28 protein-coding genes are annotated in these 25,872 nt (G+C 62.9%); 21 read left to right on the top strand and 7 right to left on the bottom strand.

The window, feature by feature from the left end; all coding sequences use genetic code 11:
* Positions 1–14: 14 nt before the first annotated feature.
* The 13 genes from J5Y21_RS00615 (at position 15) to J5Y21_RS00675 (ending at position 10,995) form a co-directional block, all read left to right on the top strand.
* Positions 15–221 (top strand): hypothetical protein, encoded by a 207-nt coding sequence (locus J5Y21_RS00615; protein WP_210571684.1) that lies wholly within the window; start codon positions 15–17, stop codon positions 219–221.
* 86 nt (positions 222–307) lie between these two features.
* Positions 308–622, top strand: coding sequence for a Fic family protein (locus J5Y21_RS00620; RefSeq protein WP_246874797.1), 315 nt, complete (start codon positions 308–310; stop codon positions 620–622).
* Between the two features lie 11 nt (positions 623–633).
* A complete protein-coding gene (hisH, locus tag J5Y21_RS00625) occupies positions 634–1,272 on the top strand; it encodes an imidazole glycerol phosphate synthase subunit HisH (RefSeq protein WP_210571686.1) in 639 nt (212 codons plus the stop codon).
* Positions 1,273–1,281: 9 nt separating this feature from the next.
* Positions 1,282–2,028, top strand: coding sequence for a bifunctional 1-(5-phosphoribosyl)-5-((5-phosphoribosylamino)methylideneamino)imidazole-4-carboxamide isomerase/phosphoribosylanthranilate isomerase PriA (gene priA, locus J5Y21_RS00630; protein WP_210571687.1), 747 nt, complete (start codon positions 1,282–1,284; stop codon positions 2,026–2,028).
* Between the two features lie 6 nt (positions 2,029–2,034).
* Entirely contained in the window at positions 2,035–2,844 is an 810-nt protein-coding gene (locus J5Y21_RS00635) for an inositol monophosphatase family protein (RefSeq protein WP_210571688.1), read from the top strand.
* Positions 2,845–2,851: 7 nt separating this feature from the next.
* On the top strand, positions 2,852–3,628 hold the full coding sequence (gene hisF / locus J5Y21_RS00640; protein ID WP_210571689.1) for an imidazole glycerol phosphate synthase subunit HisF: 777 nt from the start codon (positions 2,852–2,854) through the stop codon (positions 3,626–3,628).
* Positions 3,628–4,020 carry a phosphoribosyl-AMP cyclohydrolase gene (gene hisI, locus J5Y21_RS00645; RefSeq protein ID WP_210571691.1) on the top strand — a complete coding sequence of 131 codons (393 nt, stop codon included), beginning with the start codon at positions 3,628–3,630 and terminating at the stop codon, positions 4,018–4,020. Before hisF ends, hisI begins: the two co-directional genes overlap by 1 nt.
* Complete coding sequence (locus J5Y21_RS00650) at positions 4,020–4,724, top strand: TIGR02234 family membrane protein (RefSeq protein WP_210571692.1); 705 nt, start codon at positions 4,020–4,022, stop codon at positions 4,722–4,724. Before hisI ends, J5Y21_RS00650 begins: the two co-directional genes overlap by 1 nt.
* Positions 4,725–4,797: 73 nt before the next feature.
* A complete protein-coding gene (locus tag J5Y21_RS00655; RefSeq protein ID WP_210571694.1) occupies positions 4,798–5,637 on the top strand; it encodes an indole-3-glycerol-phosphate synthase TrpC in 840 nt (279 codons plus the stop codon).
* Positions 5,638–5,688: 51 nt separating this feature from the next.
* Positions 5,689–6,681, top strand: coding sequence for a prolipoprotein diacylglyceryl transferase (gene lgt / locus J5Y21_RS00660; RefSeq protein ID WP_210571696.1), 993 nt, complete (start codon positions 5,689–5,691; stop codon positions 6,679–6,681).
* Positions 6,682–6,767: 86 nt separating this feature from the next.
* Positions 6,768–8,195: a pyruvate kinase gene (pyk, locus tag J5Y21_RS00665; protein WP_210571699.1), complete on the top strand. Its 1,428-nt coding sequence runs from the start codon at positions 6,768–6,770 to the stop codon at positions 8,193–8,195.
* Positions 8,196–8,222: 27 nt separating this feature from the next.
* Entirely contained in the window at positions 8,223–10,658 is a 2,436-nt protein-coding gene (locus J5Y21_RS00670) for an excinuclease ABC subunit UvrA (RefSeq protein WP_210571701.1), read from the top strand.
* Positions 10,659–10,707: 49 nt separating this feature from the next.
* Complete coding sequence (locus J5Y21_RS00675; protein ID WP_210571702.1) at positions 10,708–10,995, top strand: hypothetical protein; 288 nt, start codon at positions 10,708–10,710, stop codon at positions 10,993–10,995.
* A gap of 126 nt (positions 10,996–11,121) precedes the next feature.
* Here J5Y21_RS00675 and J5Y21_RS00680 read toward each other — a convergent pair whose 3' ends face one another.
* From J5Y21_RS00680 to J5Y21_RS00690, 3 genes are all read right to left on the bottom strand, one after another.
* Complete coding sequence (locus tag J5Y21_RS00680; RefSeq protein ID WP_210571704.1) at positions 11,122–13,515, bottom strand: glycogen/starch/alpha-glucan phosphorylase; 2,394 nt, start codon at positions 13,513–13,515, stop codon at positions 11,122–11,124.
* A 118-nt stretch (positions 13,516–13,633) separates the two neighbouring features.
* On the bottom strand, positions 13,634–14,941 hold the full coding sequence (locus J5Y21_RS00685; RefSeq protein ID WP_210571705.1) for an amidohydrolase: 1,308 nt from the start codon (positions 14,939–14,941) through the stop codon (positions 13,634–13,636).
* A 118-nt stretch (positions 14,942–15,059) separates the two neighbouring features.
* Entirely contained in the window at positions 15,060–16,409 is a 1,350-nt protein-coding gene (locus J5Y21_RS00690; RefSeq protein ID WP_210571706.1) for a DUF4921 family protein, read from the bottom strand.
* On the opposite strand from J5Y21_RS00690, the gene J5Y21_RS00695 reads away from it, so the two are divergent.
* Complete coding sequence (locus J5Y21_RS00695; protein ID WP_246874798.1) at positions 16,408–16,836, top strand: hypothetical protein; 429 nt, start codon at positions 16,408–16,410, stop codon at positions 16,834–16,836. The two genes, J5Y21_RS00690 and J5Y21_RS00695, sit on opposite strands and share 2 nt — an antisense overlap.
* Here J5Y21_RS00695 and J5Y21_RS00700 read toward each other — a convergent pair.
* Positions 16,806–18,005 (bottom strand): glycerate kinase, encoded by a 1,200-nt coding sequence (locus J5Y21_RS00700; protein WP_246874799.1) that lies wholly within the window; start codon positions 18,003–18,005, stop codon positions 16,806–16,808. The two genes, J5Y21_RS00695 and J5Y21_RS00700, sit on opposite strands and share 31 nt — an antisense overlap.
* A gap of 167 nt (positions 18,006–18,172) precedes the next feature.
* Here J5Y21_RS00700 and gdhA point away from each other — a divergent pair, with 167 nt between their 5' ends.
* From gdhA to J5Y21_RS00735, 7 genes are all read left to right on the top strand, one after another.
* Complete coding sequence (gene gdhA / locus J5Y21_RS00705) at positions 18,173–19,519, top strand: NADP-specific glutamate dehydrogenase (protein ID WP_210571860.1); 1,347 nt, start codon at positions 18,173–18,175, stop codon at positions 19,517–19,519.
* Between the two features lie 96 nt (positions 19,520–19,615).
* Complete coding sequence (locus J5Y21_RS00710) at positions 19,616–20,389, top strand: DivIVA domain-containing protein (protein WP_210571707.1); 774 nt, start codon at positions 19,616–19,618, stop codon at positions 20,387–20,389.
* A gap of 47 nt (positions 20,390–20,436) precedes the next feature.
* Complete coding sequence (locus J5Y21_RS00715) at positions 20,437–21,000, top strand: YceD family protein (protein WP_210571708.1); 564 nt, start codon at positions 20,437–20,439, stop codon at positions 20,998–21,000.
* 11 nt (positions 21,001–21,011) lie between these two features.
* The gene (gene rnc, locus J5Y21_RS00720) at positions 21,012–21,770 is read left to right on the top strand and encodes a ribonuclease III (protein ID WP_210571709.1); all 759 of its coding nucleotides are present in this window, start codon (positions 21,012–21,014) and stop codon (positions 21,768–21,770) included.
* Positions 21,771–21,779: 9 nt separating this feature from the next.
* A complete protein-coding gene (gene mutM, locus J5Y21_RS00725; protein WP_210571710.1) occupies positions 21,780–22,634 on the top strand; it encodes a bifunctional DNA-formamidopyrimidine glycosylase/DNA-(apurinic or apyrimidinic site) lyase in 855 nt (284 codons plus the stop codon).
* A gap of 61 nt (positions 22,635–22,695) precedes the next feature.
* A complete protein-coding gene (locus J5Y21_RS00730; RefSeq protein ID WP_210571712.1) occupies positions 22,696–24,246 on the top strand; it encodes an alanine/glycine:cation symporter family protein in 1,551 nt (516 codons plus the stop codon).
* Between the two features lie 25 nt (positions 24,247–24,271).
* Entirely contained in the window at positions 24,272–24,556 is a 285-nt protein-coding gene (locus J5Y21_RS00735; RefSeq protein ID WP_210571714.1) for an acylphosphatase, read from the top strand.
* Positions 24,557–24,558: 2 nt separating this feature from the next.
* On the opposite strand, the gene J5Y21_RS00740 is transcribed toward J5Y21_RS00735, so the two are convergent.
* The 3 genes from J5Y21_RS00740 to J5Y21_RS11600 all read right to left on the bottom strand — a co-directional run bounded on the left by J5Y21_RS00740 (position 24,559) and on the right by J5Y21_RS11600 (position 25,862).
* Positions 24,559–25,011, bottom strand: coding sequence for a protein-export chaperone SecB (locus J5Y21_RS00740; protein WP_210571716.1), 453 nt, complete (start codon positions 25,009–25,011; stop codon positions 24,559–24,561).
* Positions 25,012–25,014: 3 nt separating this feature from the next.
* Positions 25,015–25,455: a helix-turn-helix transcriptional regulator gene (locus J5Y21_RS00745; RefSeq protein ID WP_246874801.1), complete on the bottom strand. Its 441-nt coding sequence runs from the start codon at positions 25,453–25,455 to the stop codon at positions 25,015–25,017.
* Positions 25,456–25,523: 68 nt separating this feature from the next.
* Positions 25,524–25,862 carry a type II toxin-antitoxin system RelE/ParE family toxin gene (locus J5Y21_RS11600; protein WP_210571717.1) on the bottom strand — a complete coding sequence of 113 codons (339 nt, stop codon included), beginning with the start codon at positions 25,860–25,862 and terminating at the stop codon, positions 25,524–25,526.
* Between the last annotated feature and the right edge of the window lie 10 nt (positions 25,863–25,872).

Below are 25,872 nucleotides of genomic sequence, written 5' to 3' on the forward strand. Positions count from 1 at the left end.
GGTACCGTTTTGCCATGGCTTTGAATCTCCGCTTGACCGCCGAGGAAGATCATCAATTGAGCGACCTCGCCGCTTCCTCGGGGCTGTCCAAGCAAAGGGTCATTTCCATGCTGATTCGCAGAGAGTGGGAAACAGAGCAGGCGCGCCTTGCAAACTCCCGGGATATAGGCGAGTTAATGGGCGAGCGGAACGTTCTGATGCAACGATTGAAAGACGCTTAATAGAAGCTATGTCTCTGCAACGACGCAGATTCACGCTCGAGACGGTTCTTCCCGCTCTCGAAGAGCACGGGTTTACCGTCGGAGATATGGGCCTTCTCGCGTCAGCTTTAGAGCGGCCGTGGGCGACTTTTTGCGGTGAAGAGCTCTACCCGGACGAATGGTCGAAGACTGCGGCGCTCGTGCACAGCATCGAATCGAATCATCCGTTCCTCGACGGAAACAAGAGGGTGGGAGTCCTGCTGGGATCGATCATGCTCAGGGTTCATGGCCGGGATGACCGCCGTATCTCCGACGACGATTGGTTTGATCTGGTGGTAGCGGTTTCCGCCGGTGAGCTCGACACCGAGGGAATTGCTCGACGTCTGGAAGCGGTGTACCGGAAGGGTGGGGTAGACAGCTAAACTTCCCACTCATGAGCAACGTGGTGGCCCTTCTGGATTACGGTGCAGGAAATCTCCGCTCGGCGCAGCGCGCACTCGAGCATGTCGGGGCGGACGTGGTGGTCACGCGCGACCCCATGATCGCGGTGGAGGCAGACGGCCTGGTCGTGCCGGGGGTCGGGGCATTCGACGCGTGCATGCGTGGGTTGAAGGGCGTCGCCGGGCCACGCTTGATCGGGCAGCGGTTGGCTGGCGGTCGGCCGGTGCTGGGGATCTGCGTGGGGCTGCAGGTGATGTTCGAGAAGGGAGTCGAGCATGGCATCGAGGCGGAAGGGTGTGGGGAGTGGCCGGGGGTCGTCGATAAGCTTGATGCCCCTGTCTTGCCGCACATGGGCTGGAATACCGTCGATGTGGCGGACGGCTCTGAGATGTTCGCGGGGTTGGATGCGGACACGCGGTTCTACTTCGTGCACTCCTACGGCGTGCAGAACTGGGAAATGGCCGAGGATGACTTCATCGCCGCGCCGAAAGTCTCGTGGTCGCAGCATGGCAATTCGCGGTTCGTCGCAGCCGTGGAAAACGGCCCGCTGTGGGCCACGCAATTCCACCCGGAGAAGTCCGGGGACGCCGGTTTGACGTTGTTGCGGAATTGGGTCGGCCATCTGAATTAGACTGCGGATATGAGTTTCACTGTTCTGCCCGCAGTAGACGTCGTCGACGGCCAGGCTGTCCGCCTTGACCAGGGGGAAGCTGGTACGGAGAAGAATTACGGCGCCCCGCTGGACGCGGCGCTGCAGTGGCAAGAAGAAGGCGCGGACTGGTTGCACTTCGTCGACCTGGACGCGGCGTTCGGGCGCGGCTCCAACCACGAGCTGATGGCGGAGATCACCAAGACGCTGTCCATCAACGTGGAGCTGACCGGCGGGATTCGCGACGACGCGACGCTTCAGCGTGCGCTGGCGACGGGTGCGAAGCGCGTCAATATCGGTACGGCTGCGTTGGAGGACCCGGACTGGGCGGCCGAGGCGATCGCGAAGCACGGCGACAAGATCGCTGTGGATATCGCCGTGCGCGAAGAAAACGGTGAGTGGCGGACGAAGGGCCGCGGCTGGACATCGGACGGCGGCGACTTGTGGGAGGTCCTCGAGTTCTTCGATTCCGCCGGGTGCGCGCGTTTTGTGGTCACCGATGTGAGCAAGGACGGCACGCTTACTGGCCCGAACATGGACCTGTTGCGTGAGGTCTCCGCGGCCACCGACGCTGCTGTGACGGCGTCGGGCGGCGTGTCTGCACTCGCCGATATCGCCGAGATCGCGCGCTACGCCGATGAAGGCATTGACAGTGTGATCGTGGGCAAGGCTCTCTACGAGAAGCGCTTCACGCTGCGCGATGCCCTCGCAACCGCGGCCGCGCCGGGGGACGAGTAGAACGCAATGCAGGCAGACGAGTTGAACAGGTTCCTCGCGGTCGCGGAGGAAGCTGCGGATATCGCGCGCCAGCAGTTCATCGAGGGTCTCGGGTCAGCACCAGCGCTGTATAAAAGCTCCAACGACTTCGCCACAGAGGTGGACCTGCAGATCGAGACGACGCTGCGCAAACACCTCACCGAATCCACGGGGATTCCGGTGCTCGGTGAAGAAAAGGGAGGGCAAAAGCTTAGCGACGCCCTGTGGGTCGTCGACCCCATCGACGGCACCGCTAATTTCTCTTCGGGCAACCCGAATTGTGCGGTGCTGATCTCCCTAGTGGTGGATGGCCAGCCGGTCGTTTCCGTCACGGATGTGCCGATGTTGAATATGCGTCTTTCCGCCACCGAAGGTTCCGCCCTCACGCTGAACGGAAGGCAGCTTCCGCGTATCGACGACGTCGAGCCGGTGAGCAACCAAGTCGGCGTGGGCACTGTGGGCACCGACGACACGAGCCGTGTCCCGCCCGACAGCCGCCTGAAGCTGATCAAGGCACTCGAATACTCCAATATGCGCCCGCGGATCAGCGGATCGGTCGGCCTTGACCTGGCTTTCGTCGCGCAAGGAATCTATGAGGCCACCGTGAGCTTCTCGCCGTTCCCGTGGGACAACGCCTCCGGTGTGCTCCTCGCGCGCTGCGCCGGCGCCGTTGTCACAGACGTGGATGGCAAGCCGTGGGAGTTGGGCTCCCTCGGTGTCATCGCTGGGTCGCCCGAAGTGCATGCTTCAGTGCTGCGTACCATGAAGTCCATTCAGCGTGAAGCCGGAAGGAAGTGATTGAGCCATGGCCGTGGCAACCAGGGTGATTCCGTGCCTAGACGTGGACAACGGCAGGGTCGTCAAGGGCGTGAACTTTGAAAACCTGCGTGATGCAGGCGATCCGGTGGAGCTGGCCAAGCTCTACGGCGAACAGGGCGCAGACGAGCTGACCTTTCTCGACGTCAGCGCTTCCAAGCAGGGCCGCGGCACGATGCTCGACGTGGTGCGCCGCACCGCCGACCAGGTGTTCATTCCGCTCACCGTTGGCGGGGGCGTGCGCACGGAAGACGATGTGCGCGAGCTTTTGCGTGCTGGTGCAGACAAAGTCTCTGTCAACACCGCGGCTATCTCCCGGCCGGAGCTGTTGCGCGAGCTCTCCCAGGTCTTCGGTGCACAGTGCATTGTTCTATCCGTAGACGCCCGCCGAGTGCCGGAAGGCGGCACCCCGCAGCCGTCCGGATTTGAAGTGACCACCCACGGCGGCACCCGTTCCGCGGAATTGGACGCCATCGAGTGGGCTCGCACGGGCGAGAAACTCGGGGTGGGGGAGATCCTGCTCAATTCCATGGACGGCGACGGAACGAAGGAAGGCTTCGATCTCGAGCTCATCGAGCGCGTCCGCGAGGCCGTCTCCATTCCTGTGATCGCTTCCGGCGGTGCTGGCCAGGCCGAACATTTCCCGCCTGCGGTTCGCGCCGGGGCGGATGCGGTGCTGGCCGCTTCCGTCTTCCACTTCCGCGAGGTGAGCATCAGTGAGGTCAAGCAGGCGCTTGCCGACGCCGGATGCGAGGTGCGTCAGTGATGCGCGATAACCCTACCGATGAACTCATCCCTGAGAATGCCCAGCTCGACGACGCGCTCCGTGACCACGTCCGCTTCAATGATGCCGGGCTGGTGCCCGCCGTCGTCCAAGCCGCTGGCACAAACGAGGTGCTCATGATGGCGTGGATGGACGAGCATGCGCTCGCCTACACCCTGGCCACGCGCCGCGGCACCTACTACTCCCGTTCCAGGTCCGAATACTGGATCAAGGGACTCACGAGCGGCAATACCCAGTACGTCACGGAGGTGCGCCTCGACTGCGACGGCGACACCGTGCTGATGAAAGTGGAGCAGCGCGGCGGAGCCTGCCACACCGGCGACCACACCTGCTTCGATAGCGACCTACTCCTCGCACCGGAGGAAGGACGATAATGAGCGACACCGACGGAACGAACGAAGCTGTCCAGGACAAACGCCATGCCCGCCTGGGCGCCCTGCTGATGGGAATCGGAGCGCTGGTGCTCTGGCTGGCTTCGCGCGTGAGCTGGATGACGGTCAATTACGAAGATGACCGCACGGGCGACGGCGCCGTGGACGTCAACGGCGCCACCTGGTCGACGGAGGTCACGGCGGTAGTGCTGTTGCTGCTCGCCGCCACAGTGGCCGGGCTAGCTTTGCGGCGCTGGGGACGCCGTCTCGTTGGCGCAGTCGGAGCTATCGCAGCCGTGGCTGTGACCATTCCGCCGCTCGGGCTGCTGGCGGGGTCGCCGGATCCGGAACGCGCTAAAGCATTGCTGACCCTGGGCGGCGAGGAAACAGCTATCGGCAGCACCGTCGGTGAGACTGCGATCCCGGAGTGGGCGAATATTTCCAGTATCGATGTCGCCGCACTTGGCCCCATCGCGGCTGTGCTGGGGGCACTCGCCGCCGCAGCTGGCGGCCTTCTGCTCGCGGTCCGACCCGGCTATGACGCGGCGACGGTGAATAAGTACGAGAAGACATCGCAACGCCGCGAGAAGATCGAGCAGGATCTCGAGTCTGAGCCCGATTCCGGTCGCGTTCTGTGGGATGCGATCGACGCGGATCTGGACCCGACCGACACTGAAACGCGAAGTGGGCCCAAGCGGACGGAATGAAACTCCGCGCATGTAGAACACTTTTGCACCGCTTGATTTCGTGGACTGCGCACAACCCGATAACCTCATAGGCATGACTGCGGTGCAGGGCAAGCAACAGCTGGTCACCGACGCGACGCACAATCCAGTTGTCGCGGGGGTGCTGGCTGATGTTGCCGAGCGCGAAGCGCAAATTCCTTTCAAGGAGATCAAAGCCCGTTCGCGCAGCATGCCCGAGACGAGGGATGTCCGCGCCGCCTTGCTCGGTCCCGGCTGCGGGGTGATCGTGGAGATCAAACGCACCTCGCCCGTTTTCGGACCCACCGGGGTGATCGACTCCATGGCGCATCTCGCCGCCGAGATCGAGGCCGGAGGCGCCGCACTCATCGCGTGCCAGACAGAGCGTTTGCGTTTCGACGGTTCCCTCAACGACATGGAGCAGGCACGCAATGCGACCAGTCTTCCCATGGTGTGCCGCGACGTGATCGTCGACCCTTATCAAATTCACGAGGCCCGCTGCTACGGCGCCGATATGGTGCCGCTGCAAGTGGGCCTTTTGGAGCAGGCGCGGCTGGAGAGCCTGCTCGACCGAGTGGAATCCCTGGGCATGGTGGGAATGGCAGAGGTCCGCACGGTCGAGGAAGCCGACCGGGCACTACGCGCCGGGGCATCGGTGATCGGCGTGAACTCGTGGACGTTCGACACCAACGATCTGAACCGCGAAGCCTTCGGCGAGATCGAGCCCGGCCTTCCGGAAAGCGTGCTGCGGATCAGTCTCGGCGGCGTCCGCAATGCCCGTGACTTGATCTCCGCTGCCTCCATCGGCGCCGATGCTGTGCTCGCCGGTGAGGCAGTGATGACCAGCACCAACGTGACCGCCGCCACCCGCCGTCTCGTCGCTGCCGGCCAGCACCCGGCCTGCCCGTCGCGCTAAGACCGCGCGGGGCTGTCGCCATCGCAGCCGTAATCAGGCAAACTGATCTTCGTGGTTACAGAAGTTCTCGCTAATTTCCCGTCGCCCCCGCAGGGCGTGTGGCACCTCGGGCCGATCCCGATCCGCGCCTACGCGCTGTGCATCATCCCCGGCATCATTGTCGCGTTGACGCTCACGCTGCGCCGCTACAAGGCACGCGGCGGGGCCCCGGACATGGTGTGGGATGCGGCGATCGTAGCTATTCCCGCCGGCATCATCGGCGGGCGCACGTATCACGTGGTCACGGACTACGACAGCTATTTCGGGCCCGGCAAGGACCCGTGGCAGGTGTTCAACTTCTCCGCGGGCGGTCTGGGCATCATGGGCGCGGTGGCGTTGGGCACGCTCGCGGTGTGGGCGCTGTTCCGGTACCGGAAGGTGCCGCTGCCGCCGTTCGCCGATGCGGTCGGCCCGACCATCATTCTCGCCCAGGCGATTGGCCGTCTCGGCAACTATTTCAACCAGGAGCTCTACGGCCGCCCGACGGATGTGCCGTGGGCGCTGGACATCTTCTACCGCGTCGACGAGAACGGCAATTTCGCGCCGTTGACGGGACGCTCCACGGGCGAGATCGTCACCAGTGTTCACCCGACATTTCTGTACGAGATGATCTGGAATGTCGCGGCATTCGCGTTCCTGCTCTGGGCGGAGCGGCGCTTCCGACTCGGCCACGGCCGCGTCTTTGTGCTCTACATCGCGTCCTACACTCTGGGCCGCGTCTTCATGGAAACGATGCGTGACGATGCCGCGAACACCATCTTCGGTCTCCGTGTGAATTTCGTGATTTCCGCGGTGATCTTCATCGTGTCCACGACTGTGTTCTTCCTCATGCGCCGCGGGCGTGAAACTCCGGATGAAGTCGATCCGCGCGAGCTGGAGGACGCAGACGAAAAGCACGAAGAGCACGCCGCATCGCTTGATGGCGCAGACGCTGCCGATGCGGAGCGCGGAGAGCAGAAGACTTCAGTCGGCGTGCGCGAACAATCGCAGAAGCAAAAGCCATAGTGTTTCGGTAGCGTGGGCGACGTATCCAATCCTTGTCCAGCCAGCTGAAAGCCCGGCTGGGCCGCATAGATCAGAAGAAGGAAGCTGTGGATAGACGCACCAAGATTGTTTGCACTCTCGGACCTGCAGTAGCCAGCAAGGACGCAATCCTTGGACTCGTGCGTGACGGCATGGATGTCGCCCGCCTGAATTTCTCGCACGGTGATTACCCGGACCACGAACAGAACTACAAGTGGGTGCGCGAAGCGACCGACGAGACGGGCCACGCGGTCGGTATTCTCGCCGACCTCCAGGGCCCGAAAATCCGTCTCGGCCGCTTCGAAGGCGACGGTAAGACCTACTGGGAGACGGGCGAGACCGTCCGCATCACGGTTGACGATGTCGAGGGCACGCATGACCGCGTGTCCACGACGTACAAGAATCTTGCGCAGGATGCGAAGCCGGGCGACCGCCTGCTTGTCGACGATGGCAAGGTCGCCCTCGTCTGCAAAGAAGTCGACGGCAACGATGTGGTCTGTGAGGTCACTGAGGGCGGCCCTGTCTCCAATAACAAGGGCGTCTCCCTGCCGGGTATGGACATCTCCGTGCCGGCGCTGAGCGAGAAGGACATTGCGGATCTGCGTTTCGCGCTGAAGCTCGGTGTGGACTTCATCGCCCTGTCGTTCGTGCGTTCCCCGTCCGACGTGGACTTGGTCCACGAAGTGATGGATGAGGAAGGTCGCCGCGTTCCGGTCATCGCGAAGCTGGAGAAGCCGGAGGCTGTTGACGCGCTCGAGTCCATCGTGCTGGCCTTCGACGCCGTCATGGTCGCCCGCGGCGATTTGGGTGTGGAGATCGCACTCGAGCAGGTGCCGCTGGTGCAAAAGCGCGTGATCCAGATCGCGCGTGAGAACGCCAAGCCGGTGATCGTCGCTACGCAAATGCTCGATTCGATGATCGATAATTCCCGTCCGACCCGCGCGGAGGCCTCTGACGTGGCTAATGCCGTGCTCGACGGCACTGACGCGGTCATGCTCTCCGGTGAGACCTCGATCGGTGTGGACCCGCACAACGTCGTGCGCACGATGGACCGCATTGTGCGTGTGGCGGAGTCGATGGGCTCTGTCCCGCCGCTCAACCACATTCCGCGCACTAAGCGTGGCGTGATCTCGTATTCTGCGCGCGATATCGCGGAGCGCCTCAACTCCCGCGCACTCGTCGCTTTCACCAGCTCCGGTGAAACCGCTCGTCGCATGGCGCGTCTGCACTCGCACCTACCGCTGCTCGTGTTCACACCGAACCAGGAGGTGCGCTCGCAGCTCGCTTTGACCTGGGGTGCGGAGACATTCCTGTGCCAGGATGTGGACAACACCGACCAGATGATGAGGGTTCTCGACGAATCGCTGCTGCACCTCGACAAGTACAAGGAAGGCGACATGATGGTCGTCGTCGCCGGCACCCCGCCGGGAATCGCAGGCACGACGAACATGATTCACGTGCACCAGCTGGGAGAGGACACGCGCAACCCGCGTTAGAGTCCCACTCTCGTTACGCTGGTGGGCATGCCTGAAACAACTGAGATTTCCACTGGAATCAAAGTCAGGGAAGCCCACCTGCACAACCTGAAGAATGTCGATGTGGACATTCCCCGTGGCACTCTCGTCGCGGTGACGGGAGTGTCCGGTTCCGGCAAATCCTCCCTCGCTTTCGGCACGATCCACGGCGAGGGACAACGGCGCTACCTTGAATCGGTGGCGCCTTTTGCGCGCCGACTCATCGGCTCGGCGGTGGATCCGCAGGTCGGGGAGATCGACGGGCTTCCGCCCACGGTGGCGCTGCAGCAGTCGACGTCCGGCGGCGGGGCACGTTCCACCGTGGGAACAGTTTCTGCGCTGTCGAACAGTATCCGCCTGCTGTATTCGCGTTCCGGCGATAACCCGGAGGGGCTGTACTCCGACTCGTTTTCCCCGAATACGCCAGAGGGCATGTGCCCGACCTGCCAGGGCACCGGGGTCGTGCACGAGCCCACGGAGCAGTCCATGGTTCCGGATCCGACGCTGTCTATCGAAGACGGTGCGATCCAAGCCTGGCCGGGTGCATGGGCGGGCAAGAATTTCCACGACATCCTGCAGACACTCGGTTATGACCTCGATTCGCCGTGGCGGGATCTGCCGCAAAAGGACCGCGAGTGGATCCTGTTTACTAACGAGCGACCCGTGGTCACGGTCAAGCCGTTGCGCGGCGAGGACCAGATCCAGCGTAATTACAAGGGCACGTGGCGTTCGGTGGCGGCGTATCTGACCAACACGCTTGCAGAAACTCAGTCCGACACCTTGCGCAAGCGCGTCCTGTCGTACATGGAATCCCGCACGTGCGAGACCTGCCACGGTCGCCGCCTCAATCCAGAAGCGCTCAAGGTGACGTACGCGGGCATGCCTATCGACGAGCTCGGCGCCCTGTCCCTCGACCGCGTTCATGCCGTGCTGTCGGAGCAGACCCCCGAGGAGAATTCTGCTGAAGATCTCCTTCTCAAGCAGATCCTTCCGGCGTTGCAGTCAGCGCTCGACTTGGGGCTTGCGCACCTGAGTCTCGACCGACCTGCACCGACGCTATCCGCGGGCGAGCTGCAACGCATCCGTCTCGCCGCGCAATTGCGTTCCGGCCTTTTCAGCGTGGCGTACGTGCTTGACGAGCCATCGGCGGGTTTGCACCCGTCCGAGCGCAATGCGGTGCTCGAGATCTGCCGCCGCTTCATTGAGGCCGGCAATTCCGTCCTGCTGGTCGAGCACGACATGGAGCTTGTTGCGGAGACTGATTGGCTCGTCGATGTCGGTCCGCGTGCAGGCGAGCGCGGCGGTGAGGTGGTCTATTCCGGCCCCACCGCGGACTACGACGCGGACACACCTACCGCGAACGCGCTGGGCAACCGCACGCTTTCGCTTAACGACGACCCGCGTGACGCCACAGGAACCCTGTCGCTTTCGGGAGTCCACGCCAGGTCCATCGACGGGCTCGACGTCGATTTCGGTTTGGGACAGTTCACCGCAGTTGCCGGAGTCTCTGGTTCGGGCAAGTCCACGCTCGTCAGCACCGTGCTCGCCGGTGTGCTGCGCGAAGCGGCGTCGGCTGTCACCGACGACGAGGACGAGGACGAGGATGGGGCGCAGGATACGGGGGAGTGGAACGTCGATAAGCGTGCTGGTGTCGATGCTGTGAGCCGCATCGTGCAGATCACCCAGAAGCCGATCGGCCGGACGCCGCGTTCGACGCTCGCCACGTATACCGGGCTTTTCGACGGCGTACGCAAGCTCTTTTCCTCCACGCCCGAGGCGAAGAAGCGGAAGTGGACTGTCTCGCGCTTTTCCTACAACGTGAAGCAGGGGCAGTGCCCGACGTGCGGCGGCGCCGGCAAGACTGAAGTCGAGCTGGTGTTCCTGCCTGGCTCGTACACCACATGCCCGGATTGCCGTGGCGCGCGGTACAACGACGAGACCCTCGAGATCACGTGGGAGGGCCTCACGATCGCCGACGTGCTCGGACTCACCGTGGACGAAGCGGCGGACGTCTTCGCCGATGAGCCGAAGATTCTCCGCGCAGTGGAAACACTCCAGGCGGTCGGCTTGGGCTACTTGACGCTCGGCCAGGGCGCACCGGAACTCTCAGGCGGTGAGGCGCAGCGCATCAAGCTCGCCACCGAGCTGCAGCGTTCCCGCAATTCGCGCCGGGGCCACACGGTGTACCTGCTCGACGAGCCGACCACGGGCCTGCACCCGGCGGATATCGAACTGTTGGTGAAAGAGTTGAATGGCCTTGTCGACGCTGGTCAGACCGTGATTGTGGTCGAGCACGACATGTCGGTCATCGCGCAGGCCGACCGCGTCATCGAGATGGGGCCGGGCGCAGGTGCCGAGGGTGGGCAGATCATCGCCGACGGAACACCCGCTGAACTAACGAAGCAAGAAACTGCGACGGGACGTGTATTGTTTTCGCGCTCCTAAGCGATAGACGGGTTGCAAGGATCACTGATGCACAACGAGGAGGAGAACAATGATCCGTCAACGTATCGCTGCTCTCGCCGTTGCCAGCACGGTGGCGTTCGGCGCCGCAACCATCCCCACCCCGGCAGCTACTGCAGAACCTGAGCAGCCAGCACCTGAGGCAGCACAGGCACAGCTGTCCTCTGGTGGCGGCATGGATGAGGTGAAGAAAGCGCTCAGTGCGATGATCGCCATTCCGCTCGGCCTGTCGAGCATCGGCCTCGGTCTTTTCGCGCCGCAGGAATACACGTGTGAAGGCCTCGTTCCGTACCTTTGCTTCGATAAGCACAAGAAGTAGCGCGGAGCGCAGTCCTTGGGTCGCGCATAAGAAAAGCAGCTCCCTCAATGCAGTTCACTGGGCCCTTTCTCGGGCCGGGTGTCTGCACCTAAGAGGAGCTGCTTTTATCGTCGAGCGGGTGAGGAGCTAGCCCTTCTTGATCGGGGTCGGCTCGATCTTCCAGACCTCGGTGGCGTAATCGCGGATCGTGCGGTCGGAGGAGAAACGGCCGGACTCGCAGATATTGATCCAGCACATGCGCGCCCAGTGCAGCGGGTCATCGAAGTACTCCGCGGCCATGCGGTCGCGGGTCTCCTTGTAGGACTCGAAATCGCCCAGGACGTAGTAGGGGTCCGGGGTATTCCAGCCGCCGTCGACAAGCAGTGAATCGCGCAGGTCGGCGAAGATGCCGGTGTGGTTGTCGTCGAGGGTGCCGTCGATTAGCGCATCAAGTGCGCGCTTGATGGCGGGGTTGTTCTCGTAGATCTCGGTCGGGTTGTAATTCTTCTTCAGCTCCGGGAGCTCTTCCTCGCGGGCGCCGAAGATGTACGCGTTGTCCTCGCCGACGGAATCGACGATCTCCACGTTCGCGCCATCCATCGTGCCCAAGGTGAGCGCGCCGTTCATCATGAACTTCATATTGGACGTGCCCGAGGCCTCCTTGCCCGCGGTGGAAATCTGCTCGGAGACGTCCGTGGCGGGAATGATCTGCTCGGCGGGCGATACGTTGTAGTTCTCGATGAAGACCACGCGCAGGTACTCGGAGACCTCCGGGTCGTTGTTGACCATGTCGCCGATGGTGTTGATCAGCTTGATGATCGCCTTGGCGCGGTCGTAGCCCGGTGCCGCCTTCGCACCGAAGATGAAGGTGCGCTTCGGAATGTCCTTCTCGCCGTCTTTGATGCGGAAGTACAGGTCGAGAATGTAGAGCGCGTTGAGCAGCTGGCGCTTGTACTCGTGGAGGCGCTTGATCTGCGTGTCGTAGACCGACTCAGGATCGATCTCGACGCCCTCGTGCACTCGCACCCAGTCGGCGAAGTCCTGCTTATTGGCCGCCTTGATCTTGCGGAGCTCCTCCATCACCGCGTCATCCTCGGCGTAGTGGCGCAGCTCCTTGAGCATGTCCATGTCCGTGACCCATGCATCGGAGCCGACGAGACGGTCGAGCAGCTCGGACAGGCGCGGGTTGCACATGCGCAGCCAGCGGCGCGGAGTGACGCCGTTGGTCTTGTTGTTGAACTTCTCTGGGTAGAGCTCGTGCCAGTAGTTCAGGGTGTCGCGCCGCAGAATGTCGGTGTGGATCGCGGCGACACCATTGATGGAGTACGAGGCATAGCAGGCGATCCAGGCCATGTGGACCTTGCCGTCGTGGACTGGGGAGTAGTGATGCGCGTCCTCTGGGCCGATCCCGCGGGACGCCATGTCCTCGCGGTAACGGCGGTCGATCTCCACGACGATCTCCCAGATGCGGCCGAAGAGCTTCTCGAAGATGGACACATCCCAGGTCTCCAGAGCCTCTTCGAGCACCGTGTGGTTGGTGTAGGCGAACGTCTTGGTGGTCACGTCCCAGGCGTCTTCCCAGGTCATACCGTGATCGTCGAGAAGCAGGCGCATGAGCTCCGGAATGCCCAGCACCGGGTGGGTGTCATTGAGCTGAACGGAGTTGTACTCGGCGAAGCCGCGCAGGTCCTCGCCGTGGTGCGCGATGTAATTGTCGATCATCTCCTGCAGCGATGCCGACACGAAGAAGTACTGCTGGCGCACACGCAGCACCTTGCCCTCGTACGTCGTGTCGTTCGGGTACAGCACGCGGGTGAGGTCGTGGACTGCCTCGCGCTCCAGGATCGCGTCGGAGAAGCGCTGGGAGTTGAAAGCGTCGTAGTCGAACTCAGCCATCGGCGACGCATTCCACAGGCGCAGGGTGCCCACATTGTCGGTGCCGTAGCCGGTGATCGGCATGTCGTAGGGGATCGCGCGGACGTGCATATCGTCGAATTTCACGATGCGCTGCTGCGTGCCGCGGCGGACGATGAACGGGTAGAAGCTCTCCTTCCACGCGTCCGGGTGCTCCTTCTGGAAGCCGTTTTCGATCTCCTGGCGGAACAGGCCGTAGCGGTAGAGCAAGCCGTAACCGGTGACCGGGTAATCCTGCGTCACAGCGGAATCGAGGAAGCAGGCAGCGAGACGGCCCAGGCCGCCGTTGCCGAGCGCGGCATCGTGCTCGGCCTCGAGAGCGTTGAGGAAGTCGTGGCCGTTCTCCTCCGCCGCCTTAATAGCGTCGTCGACGAGCCCCAGGTTGGTGAGGTTATTCAACAAAGCGCGGCCCATGAGGAACTCGGCGGAGAAATACGCCTGCTGGCGCGTCGCCTTGTACGCCTTGCGGGTTTCATCCCACTTGTCGGCGAACTGCTCCATCGTGGCCAGGGACAGGCCGGTCCAGAATTTCTTGCGGGTCGAGGTCTCGGGAGCGGAGCCGGAGACGGACCGGACGTGGCCGCCGACCGTGTCCATGAAAGCAGGGGGTTTAGCTGGCAAATTCATGCGTTGATTACCTCAGGTCATCAGATGGTCAGATCATCTAGAAGGATCGCTAACACGCGCCACTGTACCGGGGGATCGGAGCGCTGGTGGGGACGAAGCGGCGCGCGGGAAGCCGAGTCTACGGCTGACGGTCGAGCGGGTGCGCGAGATACGTGAGCACAGCTGCCGCAGCAGCATTCGTGGCGGCATACACCGTGGGCTCATATTCCGGCAGGAATGTGGGCATGTGGTTGACCGGCACATCAGTGATGACGCGGTCTTCCGCGACAGCCTTATCCCAGACAGTGCGCGGGGTAGAACCGATGAGCCAGAAGATATAGGGAACCCCGAAGGCCAGCGGAATATTCGGGAAGTCCTCCGACACCGTCGACGGCTCCGAATCCACCGAGTCAGGCCCGAAGACCTCGTCGAAGGTGGAGCGGACTGTCATGAACGCGCCGCGGTCATTGTCCAGCAGCTCGCCGTGAGCGAAGTACTCGAAATACGGCTCCTCCTTGATGCCGGATGCCTCGCATTCCGCGATGACAACGCGCTGGATCGCCTCGTACACCTTGTGCTTCACCGTGTCGTTGTAGAAACGGCAGTTGACCACCAGCTCAGCGTGGTCAGGAATGATGTTGTTCGTCATGCCGGCATTCACCTGGCCGACGGAGACCACCGCGAAATCCTTCGGCGCGACTTCGCGGCCGACAATGCCCTGCAGGCGCAGGATGATGTGAGCCACCGTGTAGGTCGGGTCGACGGCGGCGTGAGGCATCGAACCGTGGGCACCGCGGCCCGGGATGCGGATGCGGATGGAATCGCAGGCGGCGAACTGTGGGCCCGGCTTGGTCTGCACTTGGCCGGCGCGGCCGGGCATGACGTGCTGGCCCAGGCAGATGTCGGGGCGGGGAATGCGGTCGGTGAGCCGGTCGGTGATCATGGCGGTCGCGCCGCGGCCGATCTCCTCGCCGGGCTGGAACAGAGCCACGAATGTGCCTGACCAGTGTTCCCTGTTGTTGTCCATGATGTCGCACAGGCCAAGGAGAGCAGTCACGTGCATATCGTGGCCGCAGGCGTGCATGAGGCCGGTCACGGTGCCGTCGTCACGCGTTGCTGTGTCCGTCGATGCGTACGGCGCGCCCGTTGTCTCCGTGACCGGGAGCCCATCGAAGTCCGCGCGGAAAAGCACTGTCGGGCCCGCCGATCCGTGTGTCGGCTCCCCGTTGTGGAAGACCGCGACGATGCCGTACCCGCCGATCGGGGCGATGACACGGCAATCGAAACGCTCGAGCTCCTTGAGAATGCGCGCGTGAGTGTTCTTTTCCTGCATGGACAGCTCGGGGTGTGCGTGCAGGTACTGGTACAGGTCGCGCTGCCATGCGGAATCCACCGTGTAGTTCTGCAGAATCTCCTTGATCGCATTCGGATCAGCATGGGCGGGCATGTAGCTCAGGGCCTCCTTGTTCAGTTTGTTCAATGCCGTTTGCGACCGTGCAGTCACAGTCGCGCATTTGTCTAGTGTAGGCCGGATAGTTTCGTAGTGCTCACCGGCGCGTTTCGGGTCAGCGGCCCAACACCGGGTTGTACCGCAGCACGTTGCGGGCCGGCGCGCATTCGGTGGCGATGCGGATCTCCTTTGAGATCCGGCCCTGCTCGCGCAATTCGTACAGGCTGCTGACCATTCGGTCGCGGATATCGTACGGGGAGAGGGTGTTGACGTTGATCTTCGTGCCGCCCTCGAAGCCGGCGAGAACCGAGACGCGCCACTTGATGTTGATGCGCCACGGCATGGGCACATCCAAATCGATTGGCTTGTGGTGCCATTCCTCGTTGCACGGGACCTCAGGCCCGGTGCCGGCGTGCGCGGCGTGGAGAATATCCGACATCCCACGCACCTCCTCCTCGGTTTGCCGCCACGGCTCCGGGGTCGGGGACTTCGAGTACACGTTGATGGTGGGGTAGCGGTGGCCGACGCCAGCGCACATCACCGCGTGGTCGTTCTCCGCGATGATCAGATTGTGGTAGCTCGCGAAGTTCACGCCCCACTCGTTGTACATATTGGGGTTCTGCCGCAGCCTGGCGATCTCGAGTTCGGAATGCATGCCGCGTTCGTCAATAGCCACGAGCTGTTTGTGCAGGTGCTCGAATGACGCGCCCGCCGGAGCAAGCCAGTTCTGGAAGACAGAGACATACGGTGCGTACCGGTTGCGTTCGTACAGGTCGCGCAAGGAATCGATAGTGAACGCGATGAAGCCGTAGTGCTCGTCGAGCGACAGGGTACCGGAGGACGCCAGCTGGGTGGAATCCGTGGCGCCATCGATGAAATGGCGGCGGGCGATGATCACGTCGTGGCCACCGCCGAAATACGCAGGAGCGTGGGAGAGAAGTTCTTCTTCGCTGACGTTATCGTCCTGCCCCGATGCCTTCAGTCGTGTGCGCACGATGTCGAGAACATGGCGGCGCCCTTCGTCGTCGGCGAGATAGCGTTCCATCTGGTTCGCGCGGGATTCATCCATGGTGAAGCCGTAATTCTGCGCCCAGTAATCGTAGGAGACGATTTCAAACAGGTTGGGCACGCGGCGAAAAGCGGCCTGAGTGTCGCCCAGCTCGTGGGGGAGCAGGTCGCGGATAATCTCCCATCGCCCGTCGCGGGACACCGTGCGCGATTTCTCGGGCGGCGTCTGAAGCAGCTTATCGACGCAAAAATTGCACCTGGCCGTGAAATCCTCCGGCTTGAGCTGCTCCGGTTCCTTTTGCGGGACCGACAGTGGCCTGTTTCCGCGGCCCGGCACAGTCCAGACCTGCGTGCCGGTGAAAGGGTTGAGTTGTTTGAGTGTGCCGTCCGCCATCCGCTGCAGTGGGTCCCGCGAGGCGGAAAGAGGGGTCGACAAGGGAACCGTTGGGTGTGTCATGTCCACCAAGGCTATTCGCTACGCTGGCTGCATGCCGACGATCCAGTTTGACGTGATTGTTCCCGACGACGCCGCAGGAAAGCAGGTGGAGGAGGCGTTTTCGCGCGCCGTCGAGATCCTCGTGCGCCATGAACGCCTCACCTCTGGTTCCGTGGAGCGCGACAAGGACCCGAATGTGCACGAGGACATGGTGGCGCTGTTTCGCCGCGCCTTTGAAGAAGAGCGCGGCGAGGAACCGGGAGACGCTATCGTGCAGCGCTACCTCATTTCGGCAGAGGGGGCGAGTTCGATGAACCAGCTCGCCATGGGCTTGTCCCGCGTGCTCACGCCGAAGGCGGAGCTGCCGAACGATCCGGTGGCGCTGGAGCGCCAAATGGACTTCGAGTTGCCCGCCGTCTATCCCTGGGCTGTCGAGGTATTGAGGTAGGCCACTGCGGCTTGAGCACCCGCGTGGATCAGCTGCGCGCGGACATCGTCGTGGTCATCCTGTTCACCGATATTCACCGCGAGGGTGCCTTCTGGCACATCAGCCTCGAAGGCGCCGGCGAGAATCGCTACGGTCGCTCCGCTGTCGTGCGCGAGCTCCGTCACCACAGAGGCGACCTTGCCGGCGGCGGACTGCTCGTCGTATTTCCCTTCGCCGGTGACCACGAAATTCGCTTCCGCGATCTTCTCTTTGAGCCCTTGGGCAGCCGCGACGGTGCGCGCGCCGGAGACGACCTGGACGTGGTCCGTGTTGCCGTGCATCAGCTCGGACAGCCACGTGATCCCGATGGGAAGGCCACCCGCTGCACCATATCCGGGCTGGTCCGGGTCTACGCCAGTGACCTCGCACAGGTGCGCCAGCGCCGCGTCGACCTGCTCGACGTCTGCGGGGCTCGCGCCCTTCTGCGGTCCGAAGATGCGCGCCGCGCCCTGCGGGCCGGTAGCCGGGAACTCCGAATCGGCGAGCAACACCCAGTCCACCGACGCGGCGGGAATATTCACCTTGGCGGTGTCGAAATGGTCGAGCTCGCCCAGTGCGCCGCCACCGTGGCGCAGCGGATGGCCGTCGACATTGAGCGGGTTCGCGCCGAGCGCGACGAGAATTCCGGTCCCGCCGTCGATCGTTGCCGAACCGCCGAGGCACAGCACGATGCGTCGCGCGCCGCGGGTCTGCGCGTCCGCAATCAGCACACCGGTGCCGTAGGTGTCACCGGTAAGCGGTACGGGCTTGTCTTTCACAGCAGGCAATCCCGTCGCGGCGGCGACATCGATATAGGCCGTTTCCTCGGCTGCGTTGTAGACGTAGCTGGCTTCGGTCAGACGTCCGGCGGCGTCGGTCGTGGGAAGTGTGATGGACTCGCCACTAAAGAGCTCCGCTGTTCCCTCGCCCCCATCAGCCATGGGTATGTGATCAACGTCACAGTCAATAATCACGGATTGAATGCCTTCCGCGATCCACTCCGCCGCGTCGTGGGCGCTCGCTGATCCTTTGAAAGAGTCCGGCGCGACGACGACGCGGACCGTCTTTGCGTCGGCTACGAAATTCGCTGGTAAGCCCGCAGTCTCTTCGTCTGCCGAAGAACCGGCGGTCATCGGGCGAGTATTCACCATGGTGGGAGTGCTCCTTTATTTTCCTGCGGGGCGCGGCGGAATCGGTCGCGGTCAATCATTGCGTTTGGCGCCCCAGACGTTATCAATTCAGTTGAGAAGCGGATTCAATCACTCTTTCCCGGACTATAGTTTTCTAATTATCGAGCAGTCGGAAGAAAGGATCGATGGTGACGTCGAACGAAGACCAGATCTCGGGGTACTACAACAAGCTTCTGAAGCGTAATGCAGGGGAGCCGGAATTCCACCAAGCGGTTGCGGAGGTTCTTGATTCGCTCAAGATCGTTCTGCAGAAAGATTCTCACTACAACGACTACGGCCTGATCGAGCGTCTCTGCGAGCCGGAGCGCCAGATCATCTTCCGCGTCCCGTGGATCGCGGACGATGGGGAAGTGCGTGTCAACCGTGGCTTCCGCGTCCAGTTCAACTCCGCGCTCGGCCCGTACAAGGGCGGCCTGCGCTTTCACCCGAGTGTGAACCTCGGCATCATCAAATTCCTTGGCTTCGAGCAGATCTTCAAGAATTCCCTGACCGGCCTGCCGATTGGCGGCGGTAAGGGCGGCTCCGACTTTGACCCGAAGGGCAAGTCCGAGGCCGAGGTCATGCGTTTCTGCCAGTCCTTTATGACAGAGCTGCACCGCCACATCGGCGAGTACCGTGACGTCCCCGCCGGTGATATCGGCGTCGGCGGTCGCGAGATCGGCTACCTGTTCGGTCAGTACCGTCGTCTGACCAACGAGCACGAGTCTGGTGTCCTCACCGGTAAGGGCTTGGCCTGGGGTGGATCCCTTGTCCGTACCGAGGCCACCGGTTTCGGCACCGTCTACATCACCAACCAGATGATGGAAGAAAACGGCGAATCCCTCAGCGGTGCCAAGGTGATTGTCTCCGGTTCCGGCAACGTGGCTATTTACGCCATTGCTAAGGCGCAGGAGCTCGGTGCGACCGTCGTCGGGTTCTCTGACTCGTCTGGCTGGGTGGAAACTCCCAACGGCGTCGACCTTGAGCTGCTCAAGGAAATCAAGGAGGTCCGCCGCGGCCGCGTCTCCGAATATGCCGAGAAGGTCGACGGTGTGACCTTCCACGACGAGGGCTCCATCTGGGACCTTGAGGCCGATGTCGCGCTGCCGTGCGCGACCCAGAACGAGCTCGAGGGCGCGCACGCTCAGAAGCTCGTCGATAACGGCATCAAGTACGTCGCGGAGGGCGCGAATATGCCGTCCACCGCCGAAGCGATCGAGATCTTCCGTGAGAACAAGATCCACTTCCTGCCGGGCAAGGCTGCGAACGCCGGCGGTGTGGCCACGTCCGCGCTGGAGATGCAGCAGAATGCATCGCGCGACTCGTGGAATTTCAAGTACACGGACTCCCGTCTGAAGCAGATCATGGAAGATATTTTCAGCAACACCTCTGCCACCGCCGCCGAATACGGCCACGAGGGTGACTACGTGGTGGGCGCGAATATCGCTGGCTTCAAGAAGGTTGCCGACGCAATGCTCGCCCAGGGCATCATTTAGGCTGGTTCATTCCAGGTCGGCTTTCTGCCGAGCTATTGCAGGACACGCGCCCCGGCTTGCCGGGGCGTTCGTCGTTTCGCCAGTACAGTTGGGCTCATGTACCGCGTATTTGAAGCTCTCGATGAACTGGTCAACACCGTCGAACAGGCCTACGGCGTTCCGATGACGTCGAACTGCATGGTTCCCCGCAACGAAGTGCTCGCGCTTCTCGACGACATCCGTAACGCCTTCCCCGTCGAGATCGACGATGCGCAAGACGTTCTGGATAAGCAGGACGAGATCCTGCGCGGCGCCGAGGACCGCGCGGACGCGATTATCGGCGATGCGGAAGGGGAGGCCCAGCGCCTTGTTACTGACGCCCGCAATGAATCCGATTCCATGTTGAGCGATGCTCAGCAGCGTTCCACCGTCATGGTCGCCAATGCTGAAGAAGATGCCAACAGCACCGTGACCCGCGCGCGGGATGAGGCGGAGCAGATGGTGGAGCGCGCTCGTCGAGAAGCGGAGCGTCTGGTCGCTGACGGTAACGAATCCTACGATCGCTCTGTCGCTGAAGGCCTCCAGGAGCAGCAGCGTCTCGTCTCCGAGGCTGAGGTCACCCGCCGGGCCGACGAAGAAGCGCACCGTATCGTCGAATCCGCGCATGCCGAGTCCAGCCGTCTGCGCGGCGAATGCGACGACTACGTCGACGGCAAGCTCGCCGAATTCGAGGAGACCTTGAGCGGGGTGCTGCGCACCGTCACCTCCGACCGTTCCGCACTGCGTCAGGGTGCTGGTGCGTCTGGCCGCTACGACCGCGGGGCACGCGATGTCCGAGTTGAGCGTGTCGAGCGCGTCGAACGCGATGACCGCGGCGGTTACGCTCGTTAACTCTCCCGGGCCCGCAGGATCGACCGCGATGTATTGTGGGGTGCGTTATGGCTACTAATCCCTTTGTTGTGGACGTGTCGGAAGCCCAGCGTGGCGACGGGCTTCCAGTGACCACCACCTTGACCGGCCCGTCGCCGTCGCGCATCGGCCCGGAAATGATCGCCATCCCCGAAGGCCAAGAGATCACCGTCGAAGCGACCGTGACTCCGCTCGGCGGGGGCGTGCTCGTGGACGCTACGGCGAATGTCCAGCTCCAGGGGCACTGCGTCCGTTGCCTCCGTGAGCTCACGCCCACCGAGGAGATTTCCGTCTCCCAGGTGTTCTCCGGCTCCGACGACTTCATCACGGGAGACGACTCCGGTGAAGAAGATGACGGGTCAGGCGACGATGTCCCGGTGATTGTCGACGACACTGTCAACCTCGAGCAGGCGTTCATCGACGAAGTCGGCCTGAACTTGCCCTTCAACCCGGTGTGCGAGCCCGCTTGCCCGGAAGACTCCGATGTTCCTTCGCCCGACGGCGTGTCCGGCGAACAGAACGACCTTGTGGACCCGCGCTGGGCTGGTCTGGAGAAATTCCTCGGCGGGGCCGAATCCGGCTCCGAAAAATAGCTGGGGGTCATGTGCCACGCGCGAAAAAGAACAAGATCCCAGGCGATCAGGCCTTGGCTGAGGCATTCGCGGCTGTCGACCACACGCCGCTGCTGGACAAGCTCGGCGTCGACATCGAACCGGACAAGCTGCGTCTCGCATTGACGCACCGCTCGTTCGCGAACGAGCACGGCACTCTGCCGAATAATGAGCGCCTCGAGTTCGTCGGCGACGCAGTGCTTGGTCTGACCATTGCGAATGCGCTGTTCGAGAAATTCCCCTCGCGTCCGGAGTCGGACTTGTCACCGATGCGAGCCCGCATTGTGTCGCGCTACGGGCTCGCGGAGGTCGCCCGCGAAATCGGCCTCGGCGCGCACATTCTGCTGGGCAAAGGCGAGGAGACGACCGGCGGCCGCGACAAGGACTCCATCCTGGCGGATACCACTGAGGCAGTGCTTGGCGCCATCTACCGCCAGCACGGTTTCAACCCCACCCGCGATGTCATCTTGCGCCTTTTCGCAGACAAGATCGACAACGCCCACTGGATCCAGGACTGGAAGACGGAGCTCCAGGAACGCGTTGCGGAGCTCGGCGGCAACCCGCCCGTTTACACCGCCACGGCCGAGGGGCCGGAGCACGAGCAAGTCTTCACCGCGCACGCGCTTATCGACGGCACCGACCGCGGCACCGGACGCGGCCACAACAAAAAGACTGCGGAGCAAAACGCCGCCCGCGAGGCGTTCTTCTTCCTCAAAGACCACCCGGAAACCGTCGCATTGCGTAAAGGGTAGGGAAGGGACGTGCCTGAACTCCCGGAAGTGGAAGTGGTGCGCCGTGGGCTCGACACCCACGTTGTCGGTGCGACATTCGGTGCCGTCGAGGTTTTGCACCCGCGCGCTGTCCGCGGCAACGACGTGGATCTCGCTGAGGTCTTGCCGGGCCTGACGATTACCGGTACTGACCGCCGCGGCAAGTTCCTCTGGCTCACGCTCTCCGACGGCGCCGCGCTGTTAGTTCACCTGCGCATGTCCGGCCAGATGCTCGTCGGAAAGCCTGGCCTCGTCGATAGTCCGCACTTGCGTATCCGTGCGCAACTGTCGTCGGCAAGCGGCGTGCAGGAGCTCGCCTTCGTCGATCAGCGCACCTTCGGTTCGTGGCAGTATGTTCCGCTCACCGCCCCGGACCCCGGTGCTGGCCGACCCGTTCCCGCGACCATCCCTCATATCGCGCCCGACCCCTTCGAGCCCGATTTCGATGTCGTGGCCACCGCCCGCGCAATGCGCAAAAAGAACGTCGCGGCGAAGACGCTTCTTCTCGACCAGTCCGTGGTCAGCGGTATCGGCTCCATCTACGCCGACGAAGCGATGTGGGCCGCCGGCGTGAAACCCACCCGCAAGGGCAGAGCGATGCGCCAGCGCGATGCTGTGGCGGTGCTCGAAGAATCCCGCGCCGTCATGGCCCGTGCGCTTGAAGCCGGCGGAACGAGCTTCGATTCGCTCTACGTCAATGTCAACGGTGCCTCCGGCTACTTCTCCCGCTCGCTCAATGCCTACGGGCAAGCGGGAAAATCATGTGTGCGCTGCGGAACTCCAATTGAACGCACCGTAGTCAACGGCCGGTCGAGCTACTACTGCCCGGTGTGCCAGACGCGCTGACACACGACATAGCGCCACCAAAAATCGTTGGCGGGCCCCACTGGCATATAGAATTTCCGGCATGGAAAAACTCGAGCTGTTCGTGACGGACATCGTCAACGACAACCTGTGGAAGGTCATCCCGTTCCTGCTTCTGGCGGCGGGTGCCTACTTCGGCCTGCGCACCATTTTTGTTCAGCTGCGCATGGTCCCCGACATGTTCAAGGCAGTGGCGGAAAGCCCGAAGGGCAAAGACCGCGATGGCCGGGACCTCGATGAGGAGTACGGCGGTATTTCCGCCTTCAAGGCGTTCACCATCTCCGCAGCCTCTCGCGTGGGCACCGGCAATATCGCCGGTGTCGCGGTGGCGATCACGATGGGCGGCCCCGGCGCCGTGTTCTGGATGTGGATCATCGCCCTGGTCGGTGGCGCGACTGCTTTTGTCGAGTCGACCCTGGCGCAGCTGTGGAAGACCAAGGACGCCGATGGCAACTACCACGGCGGCCCGGCGTACTACATCACCCGCGGCCTCGGTGAGAAGTGGAAGCCCCTGGCTGTCATCTTCGCTGTGGCTATCTCTTTCACGTACGGCTTCATCTATAACGCCATCCAGACCAACTCGATTGTCGAGGCAGTCGGCGGTTCCTTGGGCACCGACTCGAACATGATGAAGGCAGTCGTCGCCGGCATCGTCGCCCTTGTTACCGCGTTGATCATCTTCGGCGGTGTCACCCGCATCGCCAATGTCACCCAGGTCGTCGTCCCGTTCATGGCCCTCGCGTACATCATTCTCGGCGTCATCGTGCTCACTGTGAACGCCAGCGAGATCCCCGGCATGTTCACCCTCATCGTCGAGCACGCGCTCGGCTTGAAGGAGATCGCCGGTGCGGCCGTTGGCGCCGCATTCATGAACGGCATGCGCCGCGGTCTGTTCTCCAACGAGGCCGGCCAGGGTTCCGCCCCGAACGCCGCCGCCACCGCGACGGTGTCCCACCCGGTCAAGCAAGGTCTGGTACAGACCTTGGGCGTCTACTTCGATACCCTCATCGTCTGCTCCATCACCGCGTTCATCATTCTCCTCGGTCCTGCGCCGATGTACGGCGAAGAAGTGCAGGGCGCTACGCTGACGCAGTCCTCCTTGTCTGACTCGGTCGGCACGTGGGGTGCCCACTTCATCACGTTCATCCTGTTCTTCCTGGCCTTTTCCTCTGTGATCGGCAACTACTACCTCGCGCAGGCGAATATCGAGTACCTGACCGACAAGAAGTCCGTTCTCACCATTTTCCGTCTCGGCGTGATCGGCTTTGTCATCTTCGGTGCCTTCGGCTCCCTGCCGCTGGTGTGGGCTCTTGGCGACACGATGACCGCCACCATGGTCTTCATCAACCTGATCGCGATCGTCCCGCTCGGCGGCATCGCCTTCAAGCTGCTCAAGAACTTCAGTGAGCAGCGCGCCCAGGGCATCGACCCGGTCTTCCACCGCGATATGCTGCCGGAGCTGAAGAACGTCGAGTACTGGGATGGCTCTGACCCGGTCACCCGCCGCAGCGCGGAAGATCGCGTCACGGTCGATCAAGCACGCCGCGACGGCGCCGCAGAAGACACCGACGAAGGTGGCCTGACCCGCATCTAACGCGGCGAAAGCTAGTGTGGTGCCCATGAGCACCACACGCATGACAGCATTCGTCACCGGCCACGTTCAAGGCGTCGGCTTCCGCTGGTGGACGCGCAGCCGCGCCCTCGAACTCGGACTGGCCGGTTACGCGAAGAACCTGCGCGACGGCCGCGTGGAAGTGGTGGCAGAGGGGGAGCAGGCAGACGTCGATAAGCTTCTTGCTCTGCTTGAAGAGCAACCCTCGACCGCCAAGCGCCCCGGCGAGGTGCGCGCCGTCGTGCCGCAGTACAGCGAACCGCGCGGCGCGACAGGCTTCGAAGAGCGGTAGGCCTACCGCTTCAACAGATCCAGAACCAGCGCCGGTAGGCCCATCCGGCGCGTGGCATCCGAAATGTACTCGCGCGCATACGGATAGATCGCGAACAACCCGGTGGTCTCGGCGAAAGCATCTAGCGCCTCCTGCGCCGGCTCCGAGTCCATGTGCGGTTCGAAAGCGGCGACGAAGGTGCACTCGACCGAGGCGACCGGCTCCGAATCGTTTCCCGCGTCCACGATGGTGACGGTGAAATCGGCGTTGATGAGGAGCAGACCGTTCGTCCCCGCGTCGAGCGAGATGCTCCCAGACGGCGTCATCTCGACGCTCACGCTCAATTGCGCGTCAGGGGAGGGGACCCGCTCGAGGCGCGCGGTCGACTGCACGAGGCGGACGTCGAAGAGATTGCTGGTGCCCGCGATCTCGCCCGCGCGCACCCGAAGTTCCGCGTGGACTTTGGCATCAGACATGGCTTAACTCACCTGAATGTCCTGGTAGGAGGGCACCACGCGCAGCGCCGGGCGACGCCCCGACGACGCCGACGGTGCCGCAACCGTCTTCGATACCGAGACATACGGCGATGCCACGCGTGTGACATTGCTGCCCGGCTGATCGACGAGGATGCGCACGCGCGCGCCCGTCGCGCGCGCATAACGCTGAATCGTGGACAGCTGCGGGTCAGTCTCCCCGCGCTCGAAGTCAGATACTGCGGACTGGGTCGTGCCCATGGCGGCGGCCACCTGCTTCTGTGACAGACCAGACTGCTTCCGCCCGTCGCGGAGCGTTTCTGTGACGGCGAGGCGTTCTTCGGCTTCGCTCATCGCAGCGCGCACTTCCGGGTCGTCGAGGAGTTCGTCGAAGTCGAATTCCTCGGAATCGCCCGCGTGGTGCTCGCTGTAGTCGTCGATATTCATGGCAGCTCCTTTACTATCGGCTGTGACCGATAAAGCACAATTTAATCGCCTCAGACCGATACTGCAATTCACTGCCGCCAACGCTTCAACCGCTTCTCCGCTTTGTCCAGTTCGTGCTTCGGTGTTTTCTGCTGGTTCTTGAAAAAGCACGACAAGATGATGAAGTGCACCGGGGAGTCTTGGATGACGATCGCCCGGTAATGGTTATTGCCTACCTGGGCCCGGATCTCATACAGGTCCCCGCGCAGGTGCCGGAGATCGCTGAGCCCAATTTTCGCCTGGGCGAGCTGCTTAATGCGGGCGGCGAGAGCACCCTGGCCCTCTTTCGATAACGCCTTGAACTCCCGTTTGCTCACGGCTTCCGATTCACCGCCCGGGGCGAACCAACGGATCTGGTTTCTCGGCACCTTTCACCTC

It is taken from the genome of Corynebacterium sp. Marseille-P3884 (genome assembly GCF_017942225.1).
In the GTDB taxonomy this organism is placed as follows: Bacteria; Actinomycetota; Actinomycetes; order Mycobacteriales; family Mycobacteriaceae; genus Corynebacterium.